This window comes from Pseudomonas sp. DF5, assembly GCF_058148225.1.
The window spans coordinates 208,028-228,874 of record NZ_JBYVYM010000003.1 but is presented as its reverse complement, the minus strand read 5'-3'; the positions used below and the strand labels follow the sequence as shown (position 1 = coordinate 228,874).

Here is a 20,847-nt window from a genome sequence, read left to right as displayed (position 1 = left end):
ATCTTCTAGCAAAATCAGCGCCGTAAAGACAGCTGATGCTGAGCCACCAGATCCGCCATGCTGTTGATGCAGTAATCCGCCGCGCACGGCGACGGCTGTCTGGCCCGGCCGCGACAGATCAGGCAGACCGCGCCCGCCCCCGGTTGTCGGGCACCAGGCCGGGTTACCTGGAGGATGGCGTTGGCATCAAGGTCATTGGCCGCCAGCCAGTCATGATCCTGCAATGGGTCGCTTGCCAGGGATATAAAATCGTCGGGCATGATCCCCAGGCGTTCGCACAGCAGGCCGCGATCTTCGGCGTCACGGTCGCCATGCACCAGCAGGCGATAGAACTTGCGCAAGTACAGCATGGCGCCGGGTGCATCCTCGAACAACGACCAGCCGACGACGGACCGGGCGAAGCTCATGCCCTCCTCCCAACTGGCTTTCAACTCCCAGCGCTCGGCCAGTTGGCGGTGGGCGAAACACAGCAAACCACTGAAGCCCAGCTCGCCGAAACGCGGGTACAGCGCCTGCACCACCTCGCTGAATTCGGCCAGCACCTGTGCCTTGTCCGGGTGACCGCCACGGCTGTCGAGCAGCGGCTGCAACGCCGCCCAGACTCCGGAATCGCGATCCACCAGCACCTCATCGCAATCGATCAGCAACGCTCGATAATCAGTCAGCCCCATGGTGTGTAAAGCCTCCGATGATGCATTCCATCAATCCATGCTCCATAAATGCTCACGGGCGATGCCGTGTGGCAGCGCCCGTGAGCTGGCGTGAGCTCAGGTCAAGACTCGTGCCAGTGCCGCGTCGAGAATCTGCAACGCTTCATCGATCTGTGCTTCGCTGGTCACCAGCGGTGCGAGGAAGCGCAACACGTTGCGGTACACGCCGCACTTGATCACCAGCAGGCCACCGGCCCGGGCTTCGTCGATCAGCCGTTGATTGAGGTCGGCATCCGGGGTCCGTGCCTCGTCGTCCTTGATCAGCTCGATCGCCAGCATGAAGCCGCTGCCGCGCACGTCGCCGATCCGCGGGTAACGGGCCTGCAAGCGCAACAGCCCCAGACGCAGACGTTCGCCCAAGGCGTCGCCACGGGCCAGCAACTGCTCTTGCTCATAGGCTTCGATCACCGCCAGCGCCGCCGCGCACGACAGCGCGTTGCCGCCGTAAGTACCGCCAAGGCCGCCGGGCAATGGCGCGTCCATGATCTCGGCTTTACCGACCACACCGGACAGCGGCAAACCGCCGGCCAGGCTCTTGGCCACGGTGACCAGATCCGGCTGAATCCCGGCGTGCTGGAAACCGAACCATTTGCCCGTACGCCCGAAACCGGTCTGGATCTCATCGAGGATCAGCACGATGCCGTGTTTTTCCGTCAGGGCGCGCAGGGCCTGAAGAAACTCCGCCGGTGCCGCGAGGAAACCGCCATCGCCCTGCACCGGTTCGATGATGATTGCCGCGACCCGCTCGGGCGCCACTTGGGTCGCCAACAACTCGTCCAGCGCCTTGAGCGCCATGTCGCTGGTGACACCGCGATAGGCATTCGGATACGGGGTGTGGAAGACCTCCGGTGCGAACGGCCCGAAGTTCTGTTTATACGGCTGGCTCATGCCGGTCAGCGTGGTGCCGAGCAAGGTCCGGCCATGGAACCCACCACGAAAGGCGATCACCGCCGAGCGGTTGGTGTGGGCGCGGGCAATCTTCACCGCGTTTTCCACCGCTTCGGCGCCGGAGGTGAAGAACGCTGCTTTATAAGCGTCCTGGCCGCCTATCATTTCGCACAGGCGCTGGGCCAGGTCGAGATAAGGCTTGTAAGCCACCACCTGAAAACAGGCGTGGGAGACTTTCTGCAACTGCGCCTGCACCGCCGCGACCACCTTTGGGTGATTGTGACCGATGTTAAGCACACCGATACCGCCGACAAAGTCCAGGTAGCGCTTGCCGTCCACGTCCCACAATTCTGAACCCTGGGCTCGATCGATCACCAACGGGTGCGCGGTAACCAGGCCACGTGGCACGAATTGATCGCGCTGACGGAGCAAATGAGGGGTTTCGTCGACTTTGCTATTCATGGCATTTCCCATCGTGAGTCCGGCAACCGGGAAGTGGTTGCGATGGTGTTCAGGTTAAGGCTTGCGCGAAACGAACTACGCCGAACTTGCCCCCTGAGAAATTCGGATCGACTGTTTTCACCCCGCCAAACGGCAGATTCCTTCAGCCCGCCGAATCTGCCGGTGCAGGGGCGATACTGCGCGACTCAACCTGTTAAACCTGCTGCTTTCGACAGATCCTGCGCTGGCGTTGCGCGATGATGGACAGCACTTTCACCTTTCAGGAAATGCCCATGGCCCTGCTGTATAAAGCTGACCCTGTACGCGGCGAACAGTGGCAAGCGCTGTTTGCCGAACACGCCCCGGATATCGAATGGCGCGCCTGGCCGGACATCGGCGACCCGAAGGACATTCAATACCTGGCCGCATGGCAGGCACCTGACGATCTCGACGTTGTGCTGCCGAATCTGCAAGTGCTGTTTGCCCTGTCCGCCGGTGTCGATCAACTCGACCTCGGACGCCTGCCGGCGAGCTTGCCGGTGGTGCGCCTGCTGGATCCGGGCATCAACCGTGGCATGTGCGAATACGCGACTTTTGCCGTGCTCAGCCTGCACCGCGACATGCTGCGCTACCGCCAGCAACAAATAGCCCGCTGCTGGCAGGCGCACTTGCTGCAACCGGCGGCCAAACGTCGGGTCGGGGTCATGGGGCTCGGCGCCCAGGCGCAGCAGATTCTGGCGACCTTGCAACCGCTGGGCTTTGCCTTGTCCGGCTGGGCGCGCAGTGCCCATCACATTCCGGGGGTCGATTGCTATGCCGGCAACGAGCAACTGTCGGCGTTCCTCAGCCAGTGCGACATTCTGTTGTGTGTATTGCCGCTGACCGAACAGACCCAGGGCATTCTTGATCGCCGCCTGTTTCAGCAACTGCCCAAGGGCGCAGCGCTGATCAACATGGGCCGTGGCGGGCATTTGATAGAAGCGGATCTGCTGGAGGCGCTGGACAGCGGGCACTTGAGCGGCGCGGTGCTTGATGTGCTGCTGCAGGAACCGGCACCGGCGGATCATCCGTTCTGGCACCACCCGCAGATTCTGCTGACGCCACACATCGCCGCGATGACCCAGCCGGAAAGCGCGTTCGGGGTGTTGCTGGAGAACATCCGCCGGCATCAACGGGGGGAGCCGATGCTCGGCGAGATCGATCGCGCGCAGGGTTATTGAGCGCCGATGCAGTAACGGGGCGCTCGGTGTTTAGTGGGTGCCCGGAATACTGTTATCACAGGAAATGTATTGCCCGCCACGCCGGAGCAGTTGTTCCTGCATCCGCTGGCAGCGCTCCTGTTCCTGCTGCATCGAACGGTCGATGCTGATGTTGCCGGTCTTCTCCGGTTCTTTGCCGTCACCCAGGCGCACGGTTACCCAGGGCTGTTCCGGCTGGAGCTGGAAGCGGCTTTTTTCTTCGATGGGCTTGGCGGTTTCGGTCGCTGCCGGTTTCGGCAGTTGATCGGAAGTGACCCCGTAACGGGTCAGAATCGAGCTCTGAGGCAGTTCTGCGGCGGCGGTCGCCGATAACAAGGCCAGCGCCAGACCGAAGGTGTACCTCTTGCTATTACTCACGTTGCAAAATCTCCTGTACTCAATGGCGGCGTGCAGCACCGACGTCATAGGAATAACGCGTGTATGGGCTGAAGCTTTAGTGCCAGTTCCTGTTGGTGCAGATATTGGAGTCCGGGAGTGGCCAGTGAGTCACGGGGACAGGCAGGATTACCGCGTTATCGTTCTTCGCGGGCAAGCCTCGCTTCTACAGGGGAAATGGATTCCAATGTAGGAGCGAAGCTTGCTCGCGAAGAGGCCCTTACCGGCGCCGCCTCACCCTCAGGCGATCACAATCGCGCTACCGGACAAACTGTCCAGCCCGACACCCACCAAAGTCACCGAATCACTGCCAAACGTCAGCAGCGTATCCTGCCCCACCGCCGTGGCATGGGCGCGGAAGTCGTCGTTTGGCGCAACGCCCTGCACCCCGAGGAATACAAGTTTGTCGTTGGCCTGATAACCCACCACCCGGTCCTGGCCAAACGCGCCGCTGAACAGGAAAGTATCAATCCCGCCGCCCGATTCCATCAGGTCATTACCCGCCCCGCCGACAAACACATCGTTGCCGGCGCTGCCGATCAAGTGGTCGTTGCCGTCCAGACCAAACAACCAGTCGCCCGTGGCGTGGGCCTTGAGAGTGTCGGCGCCGGTGGTGCCCTTCACGCTGGAGGCGTACTGCGTAACGTTGTTGCCAACAGTGAGACCATTGGCGGTGACGCTGTGGGTCACGTCATCCTTGAACACGCCCCAGAGAAATCCCGGCTCCTTGGTGACGATGCTGCCGATATCGCGGGTGATGCTGATGCCGCCATTGGCGTCGCGCACGTACAGGTTGCCGGCGCCGTCATTGGCGAAGACGAAATTCTTCACCGACTGTTGCAGGTCCAGCACGTTGCTGCCCTTGCCGCCCAACAGGATGTTGTAGCCACCACTGTCGCGGAAGGTGTCGTTACCGTCGCGGCCTTCCAGGTAATCGTTGCCCTTGCCGCCCTGGATCAGGTCATTGCCGTCGCTGCCGATGATGAAGGTGCTGCCTTTGTGGGTTTCGGCGTTGCGGTTCAAGTCCTGGACCCAGGTGTTGGCCCGCGCCGGGTCCGAAAGATTGGCGACGATGATCGTCGAGTCCTTGCTGGTCAGATCGTAGAACTTCGACTCCAGCACCCGGGTCATGCCATCGCCGTAACCGGTGGGCAAGTGCGAGATCCAGGTAGGAATGTTAACGATGGAATACGGCAACACATTCCATGCCGTCGAGGCGTAATGGTCGTTGAAGCTGACGATGTTATCGGTCGTCGACACCTTGGCGGCGTCATGCACACCCACCGAAGCCAGGTTGAACGACGAGCCATCGAGGGCGCGGAACACCGGGTCGTTTTCATAACCGATGTTCAGCACTTTGTCGCTGCTGCTTTGGGTCGGCGAGGCGTAGGCGATGTAGTTGGAATCCTGGTAGAACCCGGACCACTTTTCGCTGCTCAAGTCCGCCAGGCTGTTGACCGCCAACCCGCCAAGGCTGTGGCCGCTGACCAATACATCGCTGCCCGACAGCCCATTGGCCTGGGCAAACGCCGCGACTTTGCCGAGCAAATTGCCGAAGGCTTCGCCCGCGTAGTTTTTCGCGTAATCCTTGGGACCCAACGCCGCCAGCAGATCGTTGATCACATCACCGATGGAGTCGCCGATCTGGATTTCCCTTGGGCCGCTAGTGCCGCGAAAGGCGATGCCGACTTCCGTGAGATGGCCCTGGGCATCGTACTTGCCGAGGATCTCCACTTGCGCACTGGTGTAACCGGCCTTCTCGCCGAAGAAGGTTCCGCGAGCGTCGGTCTTGCCGTCATAGCCCAGTTGCGCGGCGGTGATTGGTGTCCAGCCGGCCTTTTGCACGGCTTCGAGTGCGGCCTTTTCCGAATCGGGGTTCCAGGGAATGCCGGGAATGACGCCCTGGGAATCGGTGCCGCCGATCAGCGCGGTCACCAGGGTTGCCGGCAAGCCCAGGCCGAAGCCGTTTTGCTGGTACCCGGTGGCGAAACCGTTGTCGAGGTTGTGATAGGAATACAGCGTGATCGCCATGGCATCGCTGAACAACGCCTTGGAATCTGCTGTGCCGAAGTTTTTGTAGTCATACACACCCATTGGTATTGCCTCTCTTTGTTGGATTTATCAGAGACAGCTACAGCCGGGACGCCCCGCTATGGGGCGCCCCAGTGTCTTTAGTGCAATGCTTTCATTCGGTTTTTTCAGGCAAATACAAATCCCGAAGCCGACAGGTTATCCAGTCCTACCCCCACCAGCGTCACGGCGTAATCGCCAATCTTCAGCACCGTGTCGTTGCCGGCCTCTGAAGCGTGCTGGGCGTAGTCATAACCCTGCCCCGCACCCTGAACGCCGATGAACACCAGTTTGTCGCTGCCCTGGTAGCCATTGATCGCGTCAAAGCCGAAGGCGCCGCTGAACAAAAAGGTGTTGCCGCCGCCCGAGGCATGCATCACGTCATTGCCCGTGCCGCCGACGAAGGTCACGTGGCTTTTGTCGCTGCGCAGCAGGTCGTCGCCGGCGTTGCCGAACAGCCAGTCACCGTCGACGCTGGCCACCAGCGTGTTGCTGTAGGCATCACCGTTGAGCGAGTGGTTGAAGTGGGTCAGTTCCGTGCCATTGAGCAAGCCATTGGCGGTGACGTTGTAGGTCACCTCCTTGCTGCCCCACCACGAGCCCGATTCCTTGCTCACCAGCGCGCCGATGTCGCGGGTCATGCTGATGCCGCCGTAAGCGTCGCGCACATACAGAGTGCCGTCGCCGTCGTTGGCAAAGCTGAAGTTCTGCAACGGCTTTTGCAGCTCGAAGGTGTTGCTGCCCTTGCCGCCCAGCAGCAGGTTGTAGCCACCGTCATCGCGGAACCGGTCGTTGCCGTCACGACCTTCAATGAAGTCATTGCCCGCGCCACCCTTGAGCAAGTCATTACTGTCGGTGCCGATGATGAAGGTGCTGCCGGTGTGGGGCTCGCCGCTGCGGCCCAGGTCCTCGACCCAGGTAGTGCCTCGGGACGACTCCGACAGGTTGGACACGATCAGTGTCGAATCCTTGTCAGTGAGGTCGTAGAAGCGCGAGTCGATCACCCGGTTCAAGCCGTCGGCATAGCCCAACGAGCCATGGGCCGACCAGTTCAGCGGGTTGAGGATGCTGAACGGCACCAGGTTCTGCGCGGTGGACGCGTACTGGTCATTGAAGTTGACGATGTTGTTGGTCGCCGAATCCTCATGACCGTCGTGCTTGCCCAGCGAGCCACTGCTGAAAGTGGTGCCGTCGAGCACGCGAAACACCGGGTCGTTCTCGTAACCGATGTTCAGCACGTTGTTGCCAGTGGCGCTTTGGGTCGGCGAGGCGAAGGCGATGTAGTTGGCGTCCTTGAAGAAACCGCCCCAGTTATTGCCGCTCAACTCCGCCAGGCTGTTGACCCCCAGCCCGCCAAGGCTGTGCCCGCTGACCAGTACGTCCTTGGCGCTCAGGCCGTGGGCGATGGCAAACGCAGCGACATTTTTGAGCAAGGTGTCGAAGGCGTTTTTCGCGTAGTTGCTCGCGTAATCCACCGGTCCGACGGCGGCCAGCAGATTGTTTTTCATGTCGCCGAAGGTGTCGCTGTAGCCCAGGCCGCCGGTGCCACGGAAGGCAATGCCAAGGCCGATCAGCTGCCCTGCCCCGTCGTACTTGCCGAGGATTTCGGCTTCGGCGCTGGTGAAACCGTCCTTCTCGCCATAGAAGGTGCCTTGAGGCCCGACCTTGCCCTGATAGCCCAAGGCCGCCGCGCCAATCGGCGCCCAAGCGGTTGCCGGCAACGGCTGGCCGGTGGGCGTGTACGCGTAGAGCGTGAGCGCGATCGCGTCGCTGTACAACGTCTTGCCGTCAGCATTTTTGTAATCAAACAGTCCCATGTTGTGGCTTCCTTTGCGTCAAATCAGAACTGCCAGTCCAGGGTCAGGCCCACACCGTGGTCTTTTTCCCGGGAGCCGAGCAGCCCGTTGTAATCCAGGTTAAAACGGGTATCGCGGCCCAGCGCCAGTCCGGCACGGGCACCGACCACCGCGGCATCGCGGTCCATCGACACGCTTTGCACGCTGAACGCGGTGTTGCCGTTGACGAAGGCCAGGTGGTCTTCGGAACGGGTGCTGCTCAGGTTGTGCTGCCAACCGAGCGTGCCGGACAGTTCCAACTGGTGCTGGTCGGACAGCACAATGGCTTTGCTCGCCCGCAGGCCGAGGGTCGAGAGCACTGCATCGCGGTTGTTTTCACCGCCCTTGAGTGCGGCGGCATCACCTTTTTCGCTGAAGCTGTCGCTGTTCAGATGCACGTAGGCCAGGTTGACGAACGGCTCCAGCGCCAGCGGTTGCAAGTCCAGGCGATAGGCCGCTTCGGTGAACAGTTGCGCGGTGGTCGCATCGCGCTTGGATTTCTGCTTGCCGCTGACGTCTCCGAATTGCAGGTCGCGTTTGACGTCGATGCGATGCCAGCTGTAAGCACCGCCGACACTCAGGCGCAGCGCGTCGATTTCATGGCCCAGGTAGGCACCCAAGTGATAGCTGTCGACCTCGGCTTGCGAATGCGTGCCATCGCCCATGCTCAATGAGCTGTCGCTGTAACCAGTGACGAAACCCAAGCGCGTATCTTCAGTGATCAAGCCATCGACACCGGCCAGCAGCCCGCCGATGGAGCTGTTGGAACTGGCGTTGTCATGCCCGCCATCGCTCTTGCCCCAGGCGCCGAGCACTTTGAGCCAGGCGTTGCTGCGGTCATCGGTCGGTGCGCCGGCGTCGAACAGATCACGCTCGCGCAAACGTTCGCCGACGGCATCGCGCAGGTAGCGGCTGTCGTTAATCAGCAGCGTGCCGATCGCCGGATGAATTTCACCGGACAGCTGCTGGAACGCTTGTTGCGCGACAGCGGCGGTCGGCGACAGCAGCAGGGTTTCGTACAGCGGATTGCCGGCGCCCAGTTGCTCGGCGGCAGCGGCCACCGCACGTTGGTTCGGGGTTTGGCCAACGCTGGTGAACGAGGTTGCGTTGCGAACGACGGCCAGTTGAATGCCGCCCGCCGAATAATCGAGAGTGCCGCCGAGGAACAGGTAGTCCGGCACTACCGCACCGAAGCGCCCTTCGATTCCACCGGCCGCTTGCAGGATGTTGTACTGAGTGCCGAGCAGGGTTTTCGCCTCGCCGGTGGTCAACAGCGTCGGGCTGTTTTCCAGCGACAGGCTGACCGTGGCGCCCTCAATGATCGCCTTGCCGCCGGTGATGATCTGGTCGCTGCTGGTAGGCGACAGCTCTACGGCGTAGGTCGAACCAGGTTCGAAGGTCACGTCGCCCGCCACCTGCAAGGTGCCGATGGAGTTGCCGGGGGCCACAGTGCCGCCGCTTTTTGCGGTCAGCGCCGCGATGCTGCCATTACCGCCGAGGATGCCGCTGTCATTGACAGTGACGGCCGACAGCAGCGAACCGTTGATCGCCAATCGGCCCTGATTGACTAGGGTCGGGCCGGTGTAGGTGTTGGCGCCGGTCAGCACCAGCGTGCCGATGCCCTGTTTGGTCAGGCCGCCATGGCCGGAAATGTCGTTGCGCCAATAGTCGAGCCCGCAATGCACGTCATTGCACACACGCTCGGTGGGTTTGCCAGCGTCGATGATCGCGCCGATACCTGGCAAGTCCGCGACAAACTGACTGGAGCCGTAGGCGCCATCGATGCGGAACTCCTCGGGAATGTCCTGCTCGGTGACGAACATCGCCGGGCCATCGATGCCTTTGCGCAGGTTGATCATGCCCCAGCCGTACAGTGCGTCGACGCCGGGTGCGCCGAGGTCGGTGGCGGTGGTGCGCAGCACGCTGGCGACTTGCGCGCCGGTCATGTATGGGAAGCGTTCCATCAACACCGCCACCGAGCCGGCAACGTGCGGCGCCGCCATCGAGGTGCCGTTGTAGTTGGCGTAGCCGGTGGTCAGGTCAGCGGCATTGGTGCCGCTGATGATCGAGCTATAGATGCGGCTGCCCGGTGCCGACACGCAGAAACTCGCGGTGTAGCCGCAGCGCGACGAGAAGGTGCTGATGGTGTAGAGGTCGGGGCTGTTGATGTCCGGGTTCTTCTGCAACGCGGCGACGGTCATCCAGTTCGGCGCGATCTGGGGGACGAAGTAACCGAGGCCGGCGATAGCGTCCGGGTTGTTGAGGTTGTAGTCGTTGCCGGCGGCGAAAATTGTCACGATGCCGCTGCGGGCCGCGGCGATGGCGCCGTCGTAGGCACCGCCGGGTTTGGTCCCGAGCAAGGTCTGGATTTCGTTGAATTGCAGTTGCGCGTCTTGCACGGTGAAGTGTGGGTACGCCGGGTCCCGGCCGCCGAGGTCGAAGCGGTCGGTGATGCCGATGCCCCAGCTGTTGTTGATGATCCGCGCGCCGCTGGCGATCAGGGCGTCCCAACCGGCCTTGTACACCGCGCCGTCGTTACCACGGATGATGCCGTCTTCCGGGCCTGGGTCGCCGTTGTCGGCGCTGATGATTTGCGCGCCAAAGGCGACGCCATGCATCGGCCCGCCATCGCGACTGCCCGCGGCGATCCCGCCAACGTGGGTGCCGTGGGCACCGAGTTTGCCGTTGGAGCCTACCGAGGGCGAACCGTCATAGAGAAAGGCGTCCCCGGCTTTGACCGGAATGTACGGATCGGTGTACTCGCGGATGCCGCTGGTGACCAGGGTTATTACCTTGTTGGCGCCGGAAAACTCCGGGTGCAAGGCGTAGACCGGCTGGTCGAAGATCCCCAGTTTCACCCCTTTGCCGGTGTAACCGGCCGCATAGGCATCCTGAGCGTTGATCGCCCCCAGCCCCCAGTCGGCGTTGAACTCTGCGCTACGCCAACTGTTCGGGTCACCGACCCTGCCGTTTTCCACGTAGGGCGCCGCATGCGCGGTGCCCAGGGAGGCCAGTGCGCAGAGCAAGGCCAGTTTGTTGTACTTGTTATCCATCAAGCTACCGTCCTTAGTTGTGTTGCAAAAATCCTCGTGGCCAGCGGCCTACGCGCAACTTGTAGGAGCGAGGCTTGCCCGCGAAAGCGGTGTGTCAGTCAACGTCAATGCTGAATGTCACGGCCCTTTCGCGGGCAAGCCTCGCTCCTACAGGGGCTGCGGATTAGAGCGAGCCCCTCGCCACAATCGGTGTTTACCGGGTTAAAACTGCCAATTGAGACTCAGCCCGACTCCATGGCTCTTCTCGCGGCTGGCCAGTTGGCCGGTGTAATCAAGGTTCAACCGAATGTCCCGGCTCAAGGCCAGGCTGGCGTGGGCACCGACCAGCGCCGCATCGCGAACCAGCGGTGAGCTCTCCACCACAAACGGTGCGCCGCCGCTGACAAACGCCAGGTGTTCTTCGGAATCGGTGTTGCTCAGGTTGTGCTGCCAACCGAAGCTGCCGCTCAGGTCCAGCTGTTGCTGGCCGGACAACGTCAGGGTTTTCAGCGCACGTACGCCCAGCGTGCCGAGCACCGCGTCACGTCGGTCGCCACTGTTTTTGAGCGCGGCGGCGTCGCCTTTCTCGGTGAAACCCTCGGTGTCGAGGTGCACGTAAGCGAGGTTGGCGAACGGTTCCAAAGCCAGGGGTTGCAGGTTCAGGCGATAGGCCGCTTCACCGAACACCTGAGTGGTCCCGGCATCGACCTTGGCTTTCTGTTTGGCGCTGACGTCAGCGTATTGCAGGTCACGTTTGATGTCGGCCCGATGCCAGCTGTAGGTACCGCCGGTACTCAGGCGCCAGGCACCCATTTCGTGGCCGGCATAGGCGCCCAGGTGATAACTGTCGACCTGCGCCGATGAATGAGTTCCAGAGCCCATATTGACGGAGCTGTCGCTATAGCCGGCGACCAGGCCGACACGGGTTTCGTCATCCACAGCGCCATCGACACCGGCGAGCAAACCACCAATCGACGTGGTGTAGCCGGCGGTGTCGTGGCGTTCATCGGTCTTGCCCCAGGCGCCCAAGGCTTTGATCCAGCCATTGCTGCGCGAACCGTTGGCTTCATTGAGACGCTCACCGAGCGCATCGCGCAGATAACGGCTGTCGTTGATCAACACCGAGCCCAGCGCCGGATAGATTTCCCCCGACAATTGCCGGAACGCCTGTTGCGCCGAGCTCTCGGTCGGCGACAGCAGCAGGCTTTCGTACACCGCATTACCCGCGCCAAGCCCTTCCACCGCAGTCGCGACGGAACGCTGATTCGGGGTCTGGCCGACGCTGGCGAAGGTCGTGGCATTACGCTCGACGCTCAGCTGAATGCCGGTCGCGGCGTAATCGAGACTGCCGCCGATGAACACATAGTTGGGCAGCACCGCACCGAACTGGCCTTGAACTCCACCCGCCGCTTGCAGGATGTTGTACTGATGCCCCAGCAGGCTTTGCACTTGTTGGGTGCTGAGCAAGGTCGGGCTGTTTTCCAGCGACAGGCTGACGGTGGCGCCGCTGACCGTGGCCGTGCCGCCGGCAATAATCTGGTCGCTGCTGCTGGGCGAGAGTTCGACGGCATAGGTCGACCCCGGCGCAAACGTCACATCGCCGCTGACTTGCAACGTACCAATGGAATTACCGGGCGCCACGGTGCCGCCGGCATTGGCAGTCAAGGCAGCGATTCGTGCGTTACCGCCGAGGGTGCCGCTGGCATTGACCGTCACCGCCGATGTCAGCGAACCGTTCACCGCCAGTAAGCCGCCGTTGACCGTGGTCGGGCCGCGATAAGTGTTGTCGCCAGTGAGCATCAAGCGTCCGGCACCGGACTTGATCAGGCTGCCTTCGTAGACTCGGCTGGCGGCGGCGGAATCCCTCGCCATACCTACCGCATAGTCGGTCTGATCCTGCTGACTGGCGCCGGCCGGGATACCGTTTGCCCAGCCGTTGTCCTGCAACGTCTGTAGCCAGGCGCTGTGTTCGGCGGCGTCTTCGGCCTGGCGCTGAATCAGTGCCTTGTCTGAAATGTCATTGCTCCAGACATCGCTCTGCCCTGCCCCCAGATTGGCGTCGAACGTGCCGAGCAATTGCCCCGGCCCGCGCATCGCCCGGTCGAGATTGGCCACCCCCCAACCGACCCGCGTGGTTGGCGCATCGGTGATCGAACCGTCGAGCTGGGTCGCGGTGGTCAGCAACACCTCCAGCGCCTGCTGGTTGTTCATGTACGGATAACGCTCCATCACCAGCGCCAGTGCCCCGGTGGCATGCGGCGCGGCCATGGAGGTGCCGGATTTGATCGCGTAACCGCCACCGGGAATGGTGCTGTCGATCTTCGCTCCCGGCGTGGTGATGCACCAATACTTGGCGATCCCGCACTGGTTGTATTTCTGCTGGTTGCCTTGATCCAGCCCCGACACGGCGAGCCAGTGCCCTTCCAGGTCTGGCTGAAAATACGGCAGGGCCGAGCGGACGCTGGCATTTGGGTAACCGCTGTTGCCGGCGCTGAACACGTTGATCACACCACGGCGCGAAACGTCGGCGGCGGCGTCGAGCCAGGTGCCTTGGTTCCAGTGCTGGGCGTAAGCGGCATGCAGATCGTCGAGGGTCCGGTAGCTGACGTCCGGTGGCTGGCTGCCCCAACTGTTGTTGATCGCACGTACCCCCGCATCCGCCAGGGCGTTATAAACCGCTTTGAAGTAGCGCGGGTCGGGGTTGGGACCGAACAGGAAGCTGTCGTTCTTGTTGGTGTTGCCAACGTAGATTTGCGCGTTGTACGCCACGCCGTGCACGCCGCTGCCATCGCGGGACGCGCCCATGGTGCCGGTGACGTGGGTGCCGTGGGAGTCATTGTTGGTGTTGAGCGTGCCGTCGACGTTGAACGCCGAGCCATCGACATAGCTGCCGCTGGCCGTCACGGCGTGATAACGGTCGGCGGCGAATTCGGGATGGCTGGAATCGAATCCGGAATCCAGCGCGCCGATTTTCACGCCCTTGCCGGTGATGCCGGCGGCATAGGCTTGATCGGCCTGCATCCGCCCCAGGCCCCAATCGCGCTGGAACTCCGCCGAACGCCAACTGGCCGGGTCGCCGAGGGTGCCGGTTTCCAGGTACTGCGCCTGGGCCGGGCCGGGCGCTGATGAAATCACGAGCAATAGCGTGCCGACCGACATCGGCTTGATCTGTACGTCCATGTGCATGACATCTCGCTTTCTTGGCGTTTTTAGAGTTCTAGGCTCCGGTCCCAGGGGCGACGTGTTGCTGTGATTCTGTGGCGAGGGAGCTTGCTCCCGCTGGGCTGCGAAGCAGACCCAATGGCGGTTGCTGCGCAACCGAACGGGAGCAAGCTCCCTCGGCACACTGTTTTCTAACGGCTACTGTGCCCTCGGGCCCTGGCCGAAGGCCTCATCCACCTTGGCCAGATCCTGTTCGTTCAAGGTGCCGGCGTAGTAATGCAACTTGGTCCAGGCCATCAGATAGTCGTAGCGTGCCTGTGCCAGATCCCGGCGGGTGGTAAATAGTTGTTGTTCGGCATTCAATGCGTCGAGGTTGACCCGTTCACCACCCAGAATGCTTTGTTTGGTCGAGATCACCAGCGCTTCGGCTGAGATCAGCGCCTTCTGATAAGCGCGCAGCTTGTTGACCCCCGACAGGCAGGCGCTGAACTGGCGGCGCAGCTGGATCAAGGTTTCCCGGGTCTTGCCGTCCAGTTCGTACTCGGCCTGTTCCATGGTGCGGCTGGCCTGCCGGGTCGAGGCCGAAACCCCGCCACCGGCATACAACGGCACGTTGACTTCAATGCCGATGGTGTTGGTGTCATAGCGCTGGTTGTAGGTGTTGCCGCTTTCCGATTCGTTCTGGCGCATCGAGGCGTAGGCGCTGACTTTCGGCAGGTGCCCGGCGCGGTTGCGTTCGACCTCGTAGCGCGCCACTTCCACCGCCTGGCGCTGGGAGGCCAGGTTCGGGTTGTTGGCCACTGCCATCTCGTGCCAGGTGTCGTAATTGGCCGGTTGCAGGGTGAAGGTCTGGAAGTTCTGATCCAGCGGCGTCAGGTCGCCGATGTCGATGGCCGGCCCGCCAATCAATGCGCCGAGCTCGCGCAGAGCCGCATCCTGTTCGTCACGCGCCTCGATTTCCTCGGCGGTCGCCAGTTCGTAACGTGACTCGGCTTCGAGGATGTCGGTGCGCGTGCCTTCCCCTTGGCGGAACATTTGCTCGTTCTGCTGAAACTGCTCCTCGAAGGCTTTTTTCTTCGCGCGCGCAATGTCGATCTGGTCCTGGGCGAACAGCGCCTTGGTGTAATTCTCCAGCACGCGAACCAGCAGTTCCTGGCTCTTGCCCCGGAAGTTTTCATCAGCGAACAGCGATTGCGCCACGCCCTTGCGATACGCCGCGTAAGCCTCGTAGTCGAGCAGCGGCTGTTGCAAGGTCAAGGTCGAGCCGTAGCTGCTGTAGTTGCGATCATCCGTTTGTCTGTTACCGCGATCGTTGAGGTATTTGACCTCGGAGGAGTTACGCCCCTTGTTGTAGTTGTAGCCCAGCCTCGGCAACAGCCCGGCGCGGCCGATGGCGCGGTTTTCAAGGCCTGCATCGCGCTCTTTGATGGCACCGAGGAACACTGGATCATTACGTAACGCTTGCTCATAGATGTCGAACGGCCCCATGGCCATCGCACTGTTGCATGTCAGCAACGCCAGGGTCGCTGCGAGCAGGGAAAACTTATTCATACAACCGAACATCCTTATTCCTCGGTCAACGCGGAGCCTGCCCGGTCGAGCAGCGGTTTGAACAGATAGTTGAGGAGTGAACGTTCACCGGTGCGCACGAACATTTCTGCAGGCATGCCGGGCTTGATCACCAGGCCGTTGAGTTTTTCCATGGCCTGGTCGCTGACGCTGCTGCGCAGCACGTAATACGGCGCTCCGGTTTTCTCATCGACCATTTGGTCGGCGGAAATCAGGCTGACTTCGCCCGGCACTCGCGGGGTACGGCTCTGGTTGAACGCGGTGAACAGAATGTCCACCGGCAAGTGCGTGCCGACCTTGTCGATCAGGTTGATCGGCAAGTGCCCTTCCACTTCCAGGCTGGTGCCTTGCGGGACAATCTCCAGCAGGTTTTCGCCCTGGCGTACTACCGCGCCCTCGGTATGAACCCCAAGGTTGACCGCAATGCCATCGGCGGTGGCGACGATTTCGCTGTGTTGCAGGTCGAAGCCGGCGGAAGTCAACTGCTCTTCCAGGGTCACGCTTTTGAGCTGCGCGTCGGCCAGTTGGCTGCGCACTTCCTTCTGGTATTCCTCGCTGTGCTGTTGCAGCTTCAGCCGGGATTCGAGGATGCCCTGCTCCACTCGGCCGCTTTCGCCGGTGTTCTCTGCCAACTGTTGCTGCACTTGCGACAGTTGACGCTGGTATTCCATCAAGCGGTTGCGCGGGATGTAGCCGTTGTCTGCCAGGGGTTGCAGATTGCTCAACTGTTGTTGCAGGGAACTGGCCTGGGCTGTCAGGTCCGTGCGCGCGCGACGCATGCCGGCCAGTTGCGCGCTGGCGCCTTCGATGTTCGCGCGCAAAGCGGCTTGCTCACGGGAAAACGCTTCGCGGCGGCTGCTGAACAATTGCCGTTGACCTTCAAGCACCAGCGCCAGGCGCGGGTCGGGATCGTTGCTCAGTTGCGCGGGGAAATTCACCTGCTTGAGGTTGTCCCGTTCACTCTGCCAGCGCGCCAGGCTGGCCCACGCCATGCGGTATTGCGCTTGCAGCGACTGCACGTCGGCCGCGACCTGGGTCTGGTCGAGGCGGAACAGCGGCTGGCCTTGTTTCACCACTTGGCCTTCACGCACCAGAATCTGGCTGATCACGCCGTTGCTCATCGATTGCACGGCTTTGCGCTTGCCCGAGACCACCACGGTGCCCTGCACCGGGATGCCTTGATCGAGCGGCGCGAGGCTCGCCCAAGTGAAAAAACTGCCGGCGCCGACAATCGCCAGCATCCAGCCCATGCGGGCGAAGAAACGGGCGTCGCGCTCAGGGCGTTCGGCAATGTAGTCGTGTTCCATCGTCGCTTCGCTGTCGTTGTTCATGCGTGTGCTGCTCATACACCCGAATTCCTGGTCGTGGGCTGATACTGCCGGCTCATGCTGAGCCCGCCCGGTGCCTGCGCGGCTTTTTCACGTTGTGGTTCCTGAGCGCCTGACTGGTTGCCGGCAAGCGCCTTGAGCACGTCCTGGCTTGGGCCGAAGGCTTGCAAGCGACCTTCGTTGAGCACCAGCAACTTATCGGCCTGGGCCAGGGCCGAAGAACGATGGGTGACCAGAATCACGCTGGTGCCCCGGGCCTTCATGTGTGCGATGGCGCCGGCCAGTGCCGCTTCGCCGACGGTATCGAGGTTGGAGTTCGGTTCATCCAGTACCACCAGGCTCGGATGGCCGTACAACGCACGAGCCAGGGCCACGCGTTGCTTCTGGCCACCGGACAAACCACTGCCGTCTTCGCCGAGCACGGTGTCGTAGCCCTGGGGCATGCGCAGGATCAATTCATGGACGCCAGCCTGCTGCGCGGCCTCGACGACTTGTTGCGGATCCGCTTCACGGAAGCGAGCGATGTTTTCGGCAATGCTGCCGCTGAACAATTCGATGTCCTGGGGTAGATAGCCGATGTAAGGGCCGAGGTCGTCGCGGTTCCAGCGATGAATGTCCGCGCCATCCAGGCGCACCGTGCCGCCCAGCGTCGGCCAGACGCCTACCAGCACCCGCGCCAGGGTCGACTTACCGGAGCCGGAAGCCCCGAGCACGCCCAACACTTCGCCGGCGCCGAGGTTGAAGTTGACCATGTGCAAGGTCGCTGCCCGCTGCCCCGGCGGGCCAGCGCTGACTTGCTCGAACGTGATCTGGCCTTTCGGCGCCGGCAGCGCCATGGCCTCGTCACTCGGTGGAAAGGCTTGCAGTAGGGCGTCGAGGCGGCGGTAAGCGAGTTTGGCGCCGCTCCACTGTTTCCATACGGCAATCAACTGATCGATGGGGCTCAGCACCCGGCCCATCAAAATGGAGCCGGCGATCATCATCCCGGCGGTCATGTCGCCCTTGATCACCAACAACGCACCCAATCCCAGGACCAGGGATTGCAGGCACAGGCGCAGGGTTTTGCTCAGAGAGCTGATGACCGCGCCGGTATCGCTGGCCTGATTCTGCAGACCGAGAAAACGCGAGTGCACCGCAAACCAGCGTTTGCGCAAGGCGCCGAGCATGCCCATGGCTTGAATGGTTTCGGCGTTATGCAGGTGACTGGTGGCCAGTTGGCTGGACTTCTGGGAAAAACCCGCGGCTTCGCCCAAAGGCTTTTTGGTCATGGCCTCGTTGAGGCAGGCCAACCCGATCAGCAGCACCGCCCCTGCGGTGGCCAATACGCCGAGCCAGACGTTAAACAGGAAAATCACAAACAGATAGACCGGAAACCATGGCGCATCGAAGAAGGCAAACAACGCCGGGCCGGTGACAAACTGGCGAATATGGGTCAAGTCGCCCAGGGATTGCCCGGCGTTGCCCTCACCCTTGAACAGGTTGCGTTCGAAAGCAGCCTGATACACCCGCAGGTTGAAACGGCGTTCCAGTTGGCTGCCGATACGGATGACAATGAAACTGCGCACGGTCTCCAGCAGCCCGATGAAGGCAAAAAATCCAACCACCATCAGCGACAACATCGCCAGTGTGGTTTCGTTTTGCGACGACAGCACCCGGTCATAAACCTGGAGCATATAAATCGACGGGACCAACATCAGAACGTTGATCAATGCGGTAAAGCAGCCGACGCTGATCAATATGCTCTTATAGTCGCCCAGTGCCTTGAATAACGGTGCGGTGGCCGGGCTCTTCGCCATCTTCATTGGTTTTTCCTGAGGTATTAAGCCTCGCCTCACTTGGCAAGGTTCCAATTAACTGTCCGCACACGGGTCGAGACATTCTTTTGCCGGTTATTGCTGACAGATTAATAACAACTCTTTGTGGACTTTAAAGAGCCCTGGTTATTGATCTGCTGCTTATAACTGCAACAACGGTCTTTATATTCAGTACCTGCCGTCGGTCCGACGCTTTTCGCTTATTGCGCTGCGCGCGTGAGCGTAATAATCAGCCCCGACTTCAAGGTGCTTTTATAAAGCCCCTCATGCTGTCGGCTGAAAAACACAATTCTTGAGCCTTCTTCCCCGGTCACGGCAATGCCGTCCGGCTCCGGGAACCAGCCCATCGCCGATTTTTCCAGCCAGGCACTGAGGCAATCGGCCCCCTCACCCAGGGTCTGATCCGACTTAAGCTCTATCGTGCAGACATTCGACGGTTTGTCCTGCAGCGCCTGGGACTCGGGCGAGTCTTGCGCGGTATTCAAAATGGCTTGCCATTTGCCGGCGAGCTCCGACGGGTCGGCTAGTTTCAGACTGCTTGCCATGGCTACTTCTCCAAGAAACATCATCAGCGTCGCTAACAGCCACGCGGTTGTTTTGCAGGTAAAAGCGTTCTGGGTCATAGGGCGTTTTACTCTGGATCGGGGCAGAGAGCGACGCGTAAAGCGCCGCCCTCCTTTATGCCTTGAATCAGGCCACGATGTCCGAGAACGCCGCCTGGCCAACGGTGCTGACTAGGAAATCAGCCACGCCGTGCCCGGAGAAGTCTACCGACAACAGGCTGTTGCCGCCCGAAGTGGTCAACACTGCATCGCCTGCCGCACCGGTGAACGAGTTCACGAAATGCAGGCCCGCGCCTTTGGTGATGCCGGTCAGGTCGATCTTGTCCAGGCCGCTGACAAAATCGAGGATCTGGTCGACCGCGCCTGGCTTGGAGTCGCTGCTGGCCGCGAACACGAAGGTGTCCGAACCCGAGCCGCCCCACAGTTTGTCTGCACCGCCCGCGCCGAAGAGGATGTCGTTGCCGGCACCGCCCTTCAGTTCGTTGGACACACTGTTACCAATCAGCAGGTCGCTACCCGAGCCGCCAATCGCGTTCTCGATCGTGACGCCTTTGGCGATGGACACGTTGCCCACCAGGCCGCCAACGTCGGAGAACGAGGCTTCATTGAGGTTGATCTTCTGGTTCTGGGTAAAGCCGGAGAAGTCCAGTGTGTCCTTGCCGCCCGCATCCCACACCGAGAACACGACTTTGTCCAACGACGAAGACGCGCTCAGGAAGTCGCGACCGGCGTTGGAGTTGAAGCCGTAGGTGGTGTCACCGGTACGGGTGGTGGTGTTGGCACCGTAGAGTTTCTGGATGGCCGCGATATCGTCCATCAGCGGGCCGGAAGAATAAGCTTCCACACCGCCCTTGCTGAAGTTTTGATCGGTATTGCTTTCACTCCAGTAACTCATGACGCTGTAACCGCGGGTGTCTTGCCCGTAAGTCGCGTCATTGTAGGTCGGAGCACCTTCACCGGCGTTGTAATCGCCAGGGTGGGCCAGGCCCAGGGTATGACCGATTTCGTGGGTCAGGGTCTGACGGCCGTAGTTGTTCAGGTCCGGCGTCTTGTTCGGCGTATAGCTGCTGTTGGTCAGGTACCACGAAGTACCGTCATAACCGGCGCCCGTGCCAGGCAGATAAGCGAATGCCGCTGCGCCATCCTGACCACCGCTGTAGTTACCGAAGGTCATGTGACCGTCGCCGCCAGTGGTTTTCTCGGTGAAGGTGACGTTGGCCACGTCGGCCCAGGATTGCATGGCGAGCACGGCCTGGGCTTTCTGTTGCGTATTGAACTGGCTGAACCCGGTAATGCCGTGCTTGTTCATGGTGCTCGACGAGGCCGAGGTCAGGAACGTGTAGGTGAGTTCGATTTTGCCGCTGCCATCCTTGTCCTGGTAGGCAGCGCCGTCGCGCAGCAGCTGGGTAGCGGCCTGGTCGACAGAGAAGGAGGGTTTGCCATTGACCGTGAGATTGCCGCCCCGGTCATACTGATGGCTGAAGCTATCGATCTGGTTATAGGCAGAACTGGCGGCAGCCAATGGTGCAAAGGCCTGTTCGGCAAGATCAATAGCGTTGTCTTTTACTTTCGACATAAACACACTTCCTTGTTTAGCAATGGAACAGTTTTTGTCCGATACGACAATCTCTGGCGAGATCGTCCTATCACTCGCCCAATGAAGGCGTATGAAAACTGACACAATTCGAAATCAAACGTCTACATTTTTTTTGACGTAAAATTGAACTGTTTCGCAGAACTCCAGCAAACATTGCTTGCGCTGTCGAAAGATTGTTTTTAGTGCAGGCTTTCAGCCGGATTG

Annotated in this window: 13 protein-coding genes; 1 reads left to right on the top strand and 12 read right to left on the bottom strand. The window is 61.2% G+C overall.

The annotated features are described in order from the left end of the window. Positions 1 to 14: 14 nt before the first annotated feature. Together AC30D7_RS04410 and gabT are read right to left on the bottom strand one after the other, a co-directional pair. Positions 15 to 671: an HAD family hydrolase gene (locus AC30D7_RS04410; RefSeq protein WP_490133213.1), complete on the bottom strand. Its 657-nt coding sequence runs from the start codon at positions 669 to 671 to the stop codon at positions 15 to 17. A 96-nt stretch (positions 672 to 767) separates the two neighbouring features. After that, positions 768 to 2,060 (bottom strand): 4-aminobutyrate--2-oxoglutarate transaminase, encoded by a 1,293-nt coding sequence (gene gabT / locus AC30D7_RS04405; protein ID WP_490133212.1) that lies wholly within the window; start codon positions 2,058 to 2,060, stop codon positions 768 to 770. Positions 2,061 to 2,332: 272 nt separating this feature from the next. Between gabT and AC30D7_RS04400 the strand changes: the two genes are divergently transcribed. Then, positions 2,333 to 3,259, top strand: coding sequence for a 2-hydroxyacid dehydrogenase (locus AC30D7_RS04400; RefSeq protein WP_490133211.1), 927 nt, complete (start codon positions 2,333 to 2,335; stop codon positions 3,257 to 3,259). Positions 3,260 to 3,289: 30 nt separating this feature from the next. On the opposite strand, the gene AC30D7_RS04395 is transcribed toward AC30D7_RS04400, so the two are convergent. The 10 genes from AC30D7_RS04395 to AC30D7_RS04350 all read right to left on the bottom strand — a co-directional run bounded on the left by AC30D7_RS04395 (position 3,290) and on the right by AC30D7_RS04350 (position 20,622). Next, the gene (locus AC30D7_RS04395) at positions 3,290 to 3,655 is read right to left on the bottom strand and encodes a hypothetical protein (RefSeq protein WP_490133210.1); all 366 of its coding nucleotides are present in this window, start codon (positions 3,653 to 3,655) and stop codon (positions 3,290 to 3,292) included. Positions 3,656 to 3,913: 258 nt separating this feature from the next. Further along, the gene (locus tag AC30D7_RS04390) at positions 3,914 to 5,767 is read right to left on the bottom strand and encodes a polyurethane esterase (protein WP_490133209.1); all 1,854 of its coding nucleotides are present in this window, start codon (positions 5,765 to 5,767) and stop codon (positions 3,914 to 3,916) included. A 104-nt stretch (positions 5,768 to 5,871) separates the two neighbouring features. Further along, positions 5,872 to 7,560 carry a polyurethane esterase gene (locus AC30D7_RS04385; RefSeq protein ID WP_490133208.1) on the bottom strand — a complete coding sequence of 563 codons (1,689 nt, stop codon included), beginning with the start codon at positions 7,558 to 7,560 and terminating at the stop codon, positions 5,872 to 5,874. Positions 7,561 to 7,583: 23 nt separating this feature from the next. After that, a complete protein-coding gene (locus tag AC30D7_RS04380) occupies positions 7,584 to 10,631 on the bottom strand; it encodes an autotransporter domain-containing protein (RefSeq protein WP_490133207.1) in 3,048 nt (1,015 codons plus the stop codon). A 201-nt stretch (positions 10,632 to 10,832) separates the two neighbouring features. Continuing rightward, a complete protein-coding gene (gene eprS / locus AC30D7_RS04375) occupies positions 10,833 to 13,790 on the bottom strand; it encodes an autotransporter serine peptidase EprS (protein ID WP_490133278.1) in 2,958 nt (985 codons plus the stop codon). A 180-nt stretch (positions 13,791 to 13,970) separates the two neighbouring features. Next, complete coding sequence (locus tag AC30D7_RS04370; RefSeq protein ID WP_490133206.1) at positions 13,971 to 15,335, bottom strand: TolC family outer membrane protein; 1,365 nt, start codon at positions 15,333 to 15,335, stop codon at positions 13,971 to 13,973. Positions 15,336 to 15,337: 2 nt separating this feature from the next. After that, the gene (locus AC30D7_RS04365) at positions 15,338 to 16,687 is read right to left on the bottom strand and encodes an HlyD family type I secretion periplasmic adaptor subunit (RefSeq protein ID WP_490133205.1); all 1,350 of its coding nucleotides are present in this window, start codon (positions 16,685 to 16,687) and stop codon (positions 15,338 to 15,340) included. Continuing rightward, positions 16,684 to 18,471, bottom strand: a complete 1,788-nt coding sequence (locus AC30D7_RS04360) for a type I secretion system permease/ATPase (RefSeq protein WP_490133204.1) — start codon at positions 18,469 to 18,471, stop codon at positions 16,684 to 16,686. Before AC30D7_RS04360 ends, AC30D7_RS04365 begins: the two co-directional genes overlap by 4 nt. A gap of 212 nt (positions 18,472 to 18,683) precedes the next feature. Continuing rightward, the gene (locus AC30D7_RS04355) at positions 18,684 to 19,106 is read right to left on the bottom strand and encodes a protease inhibitor Inh/omp19 family protein (RefSeq protein WP_258668472.1); all 423 of its coding nucleotides are present in this window, start codon (positions 19,104 to 19,106) and stop codon (positions 18,684 to 18,686) included. A gap of 67 nt (positions 19,107 to 19,173) precedes the next feature. After that, complete coding sequence (locus tag AC30D7_RS04350) at positions 19,174 to 20,622, bottom strand: serralysin family metalloprotease (RefSeq protein WP_490133203.1); 1,449 nt, start codon at positions 20,620 to 20,622, stop codon at positions 19,174 to 19,176. Between the last annotated feature and the right edge of the window lie 225 nt (positions 20,623 to 20,847).

What these genes read in the sequence shown, in the direction of transcription:
- AC30D7_RS04400 (WP_490133211.1), top strand. Translation starts at nt 2,333, where the DNA reads ATGGCCCTGCTGTATAAAGCTGACCCTGTACGCGGCGAACAGTGGCAA.
- AC30D7_RS04370 (WP_490133206.1), bottom strand. Translation starts at nt 15,335, where the DNA reads ATGTTCGGTTGTATGAATAAGTTTTCCCTGCTCGCAGCGACCCTGGCG.
- AC30D7_RS04360 (WP_490133204.1), bottom strand. Translation starts at nt 18,471, where the DNA reads ATGAAGATGGCGAAGAGCCCGGCCACCGCACCGTTATTCAAGGCACTG.
- AC30D7_RS04385 (WP_490133208.1), bottom strand. Translation starts at nt 7,560, where the DNA reads ATGGGACTGTTTGATTACAAAAATGCTGACGGCAAGACGTTGTACAGC.
- AC30D7_RS04365 (WP_490133205.1), bottom strand. Translation starts at nt 16,687, where the DNA reads ATGAGCAGCACACGCATGAACAACGACAGCGAAGCGACGATGGAACAC.
- AC30D7_RS04410 (WP_490133213.1), bottom strand. Translation starts at nt 671, where the DNA reads ATGGGGCTGACTGATTATCGAGCGTTGCTGATCGATTGCGATGAGGTG.
- AC30D7_RS04350 (WP_490133203.1), bottom strand. Translation starts at nt 20,622, where the DNA reads ATGTCGAAAGTAAAAGACAACGCTATTGATCTTGCCGAACAGGCCTTT.
- eprS (WP_490133278.1), bottom strand. Translation starts at nt 13,790, where the DNA reads ATGGACGTACAGATCAAGCCGATGTCGGTCGGCACGCTATTGCTCGTG.
- gabT (WP_490133212.1), bottom strand. Translation starts at nt 2,060, where the DNA reads ATGAATAGCAAAGTCGACGAAACCCCTCATTTGCTCCGTCAGCGCGAT.
- AC30D7_RS04390 (WP_490133209.1), bottom strand. Translation starts at nt 5,767, where the DNA reads ATGGGTGTGTATGACTACAAAAACTTCGGCACAGCAGATTCCAAGGCG.
- AC30D7_RS04380 (WP_490133207.1), bottom strand. Translation starts at nt 10,631, where the DNA reads ATGGATAACAAGTACAACAAACTGGCCTTGCTCTGCGCACTGGCCTCC.
- AC30D7_RS04355 (WP_258668472.1), bottom strand. Translation starts at nt 19,106, where the DNA reads ATGACCCAGAACGCTTTTACCTGCAAAACAACCGCGTGGCTGTTAGCG.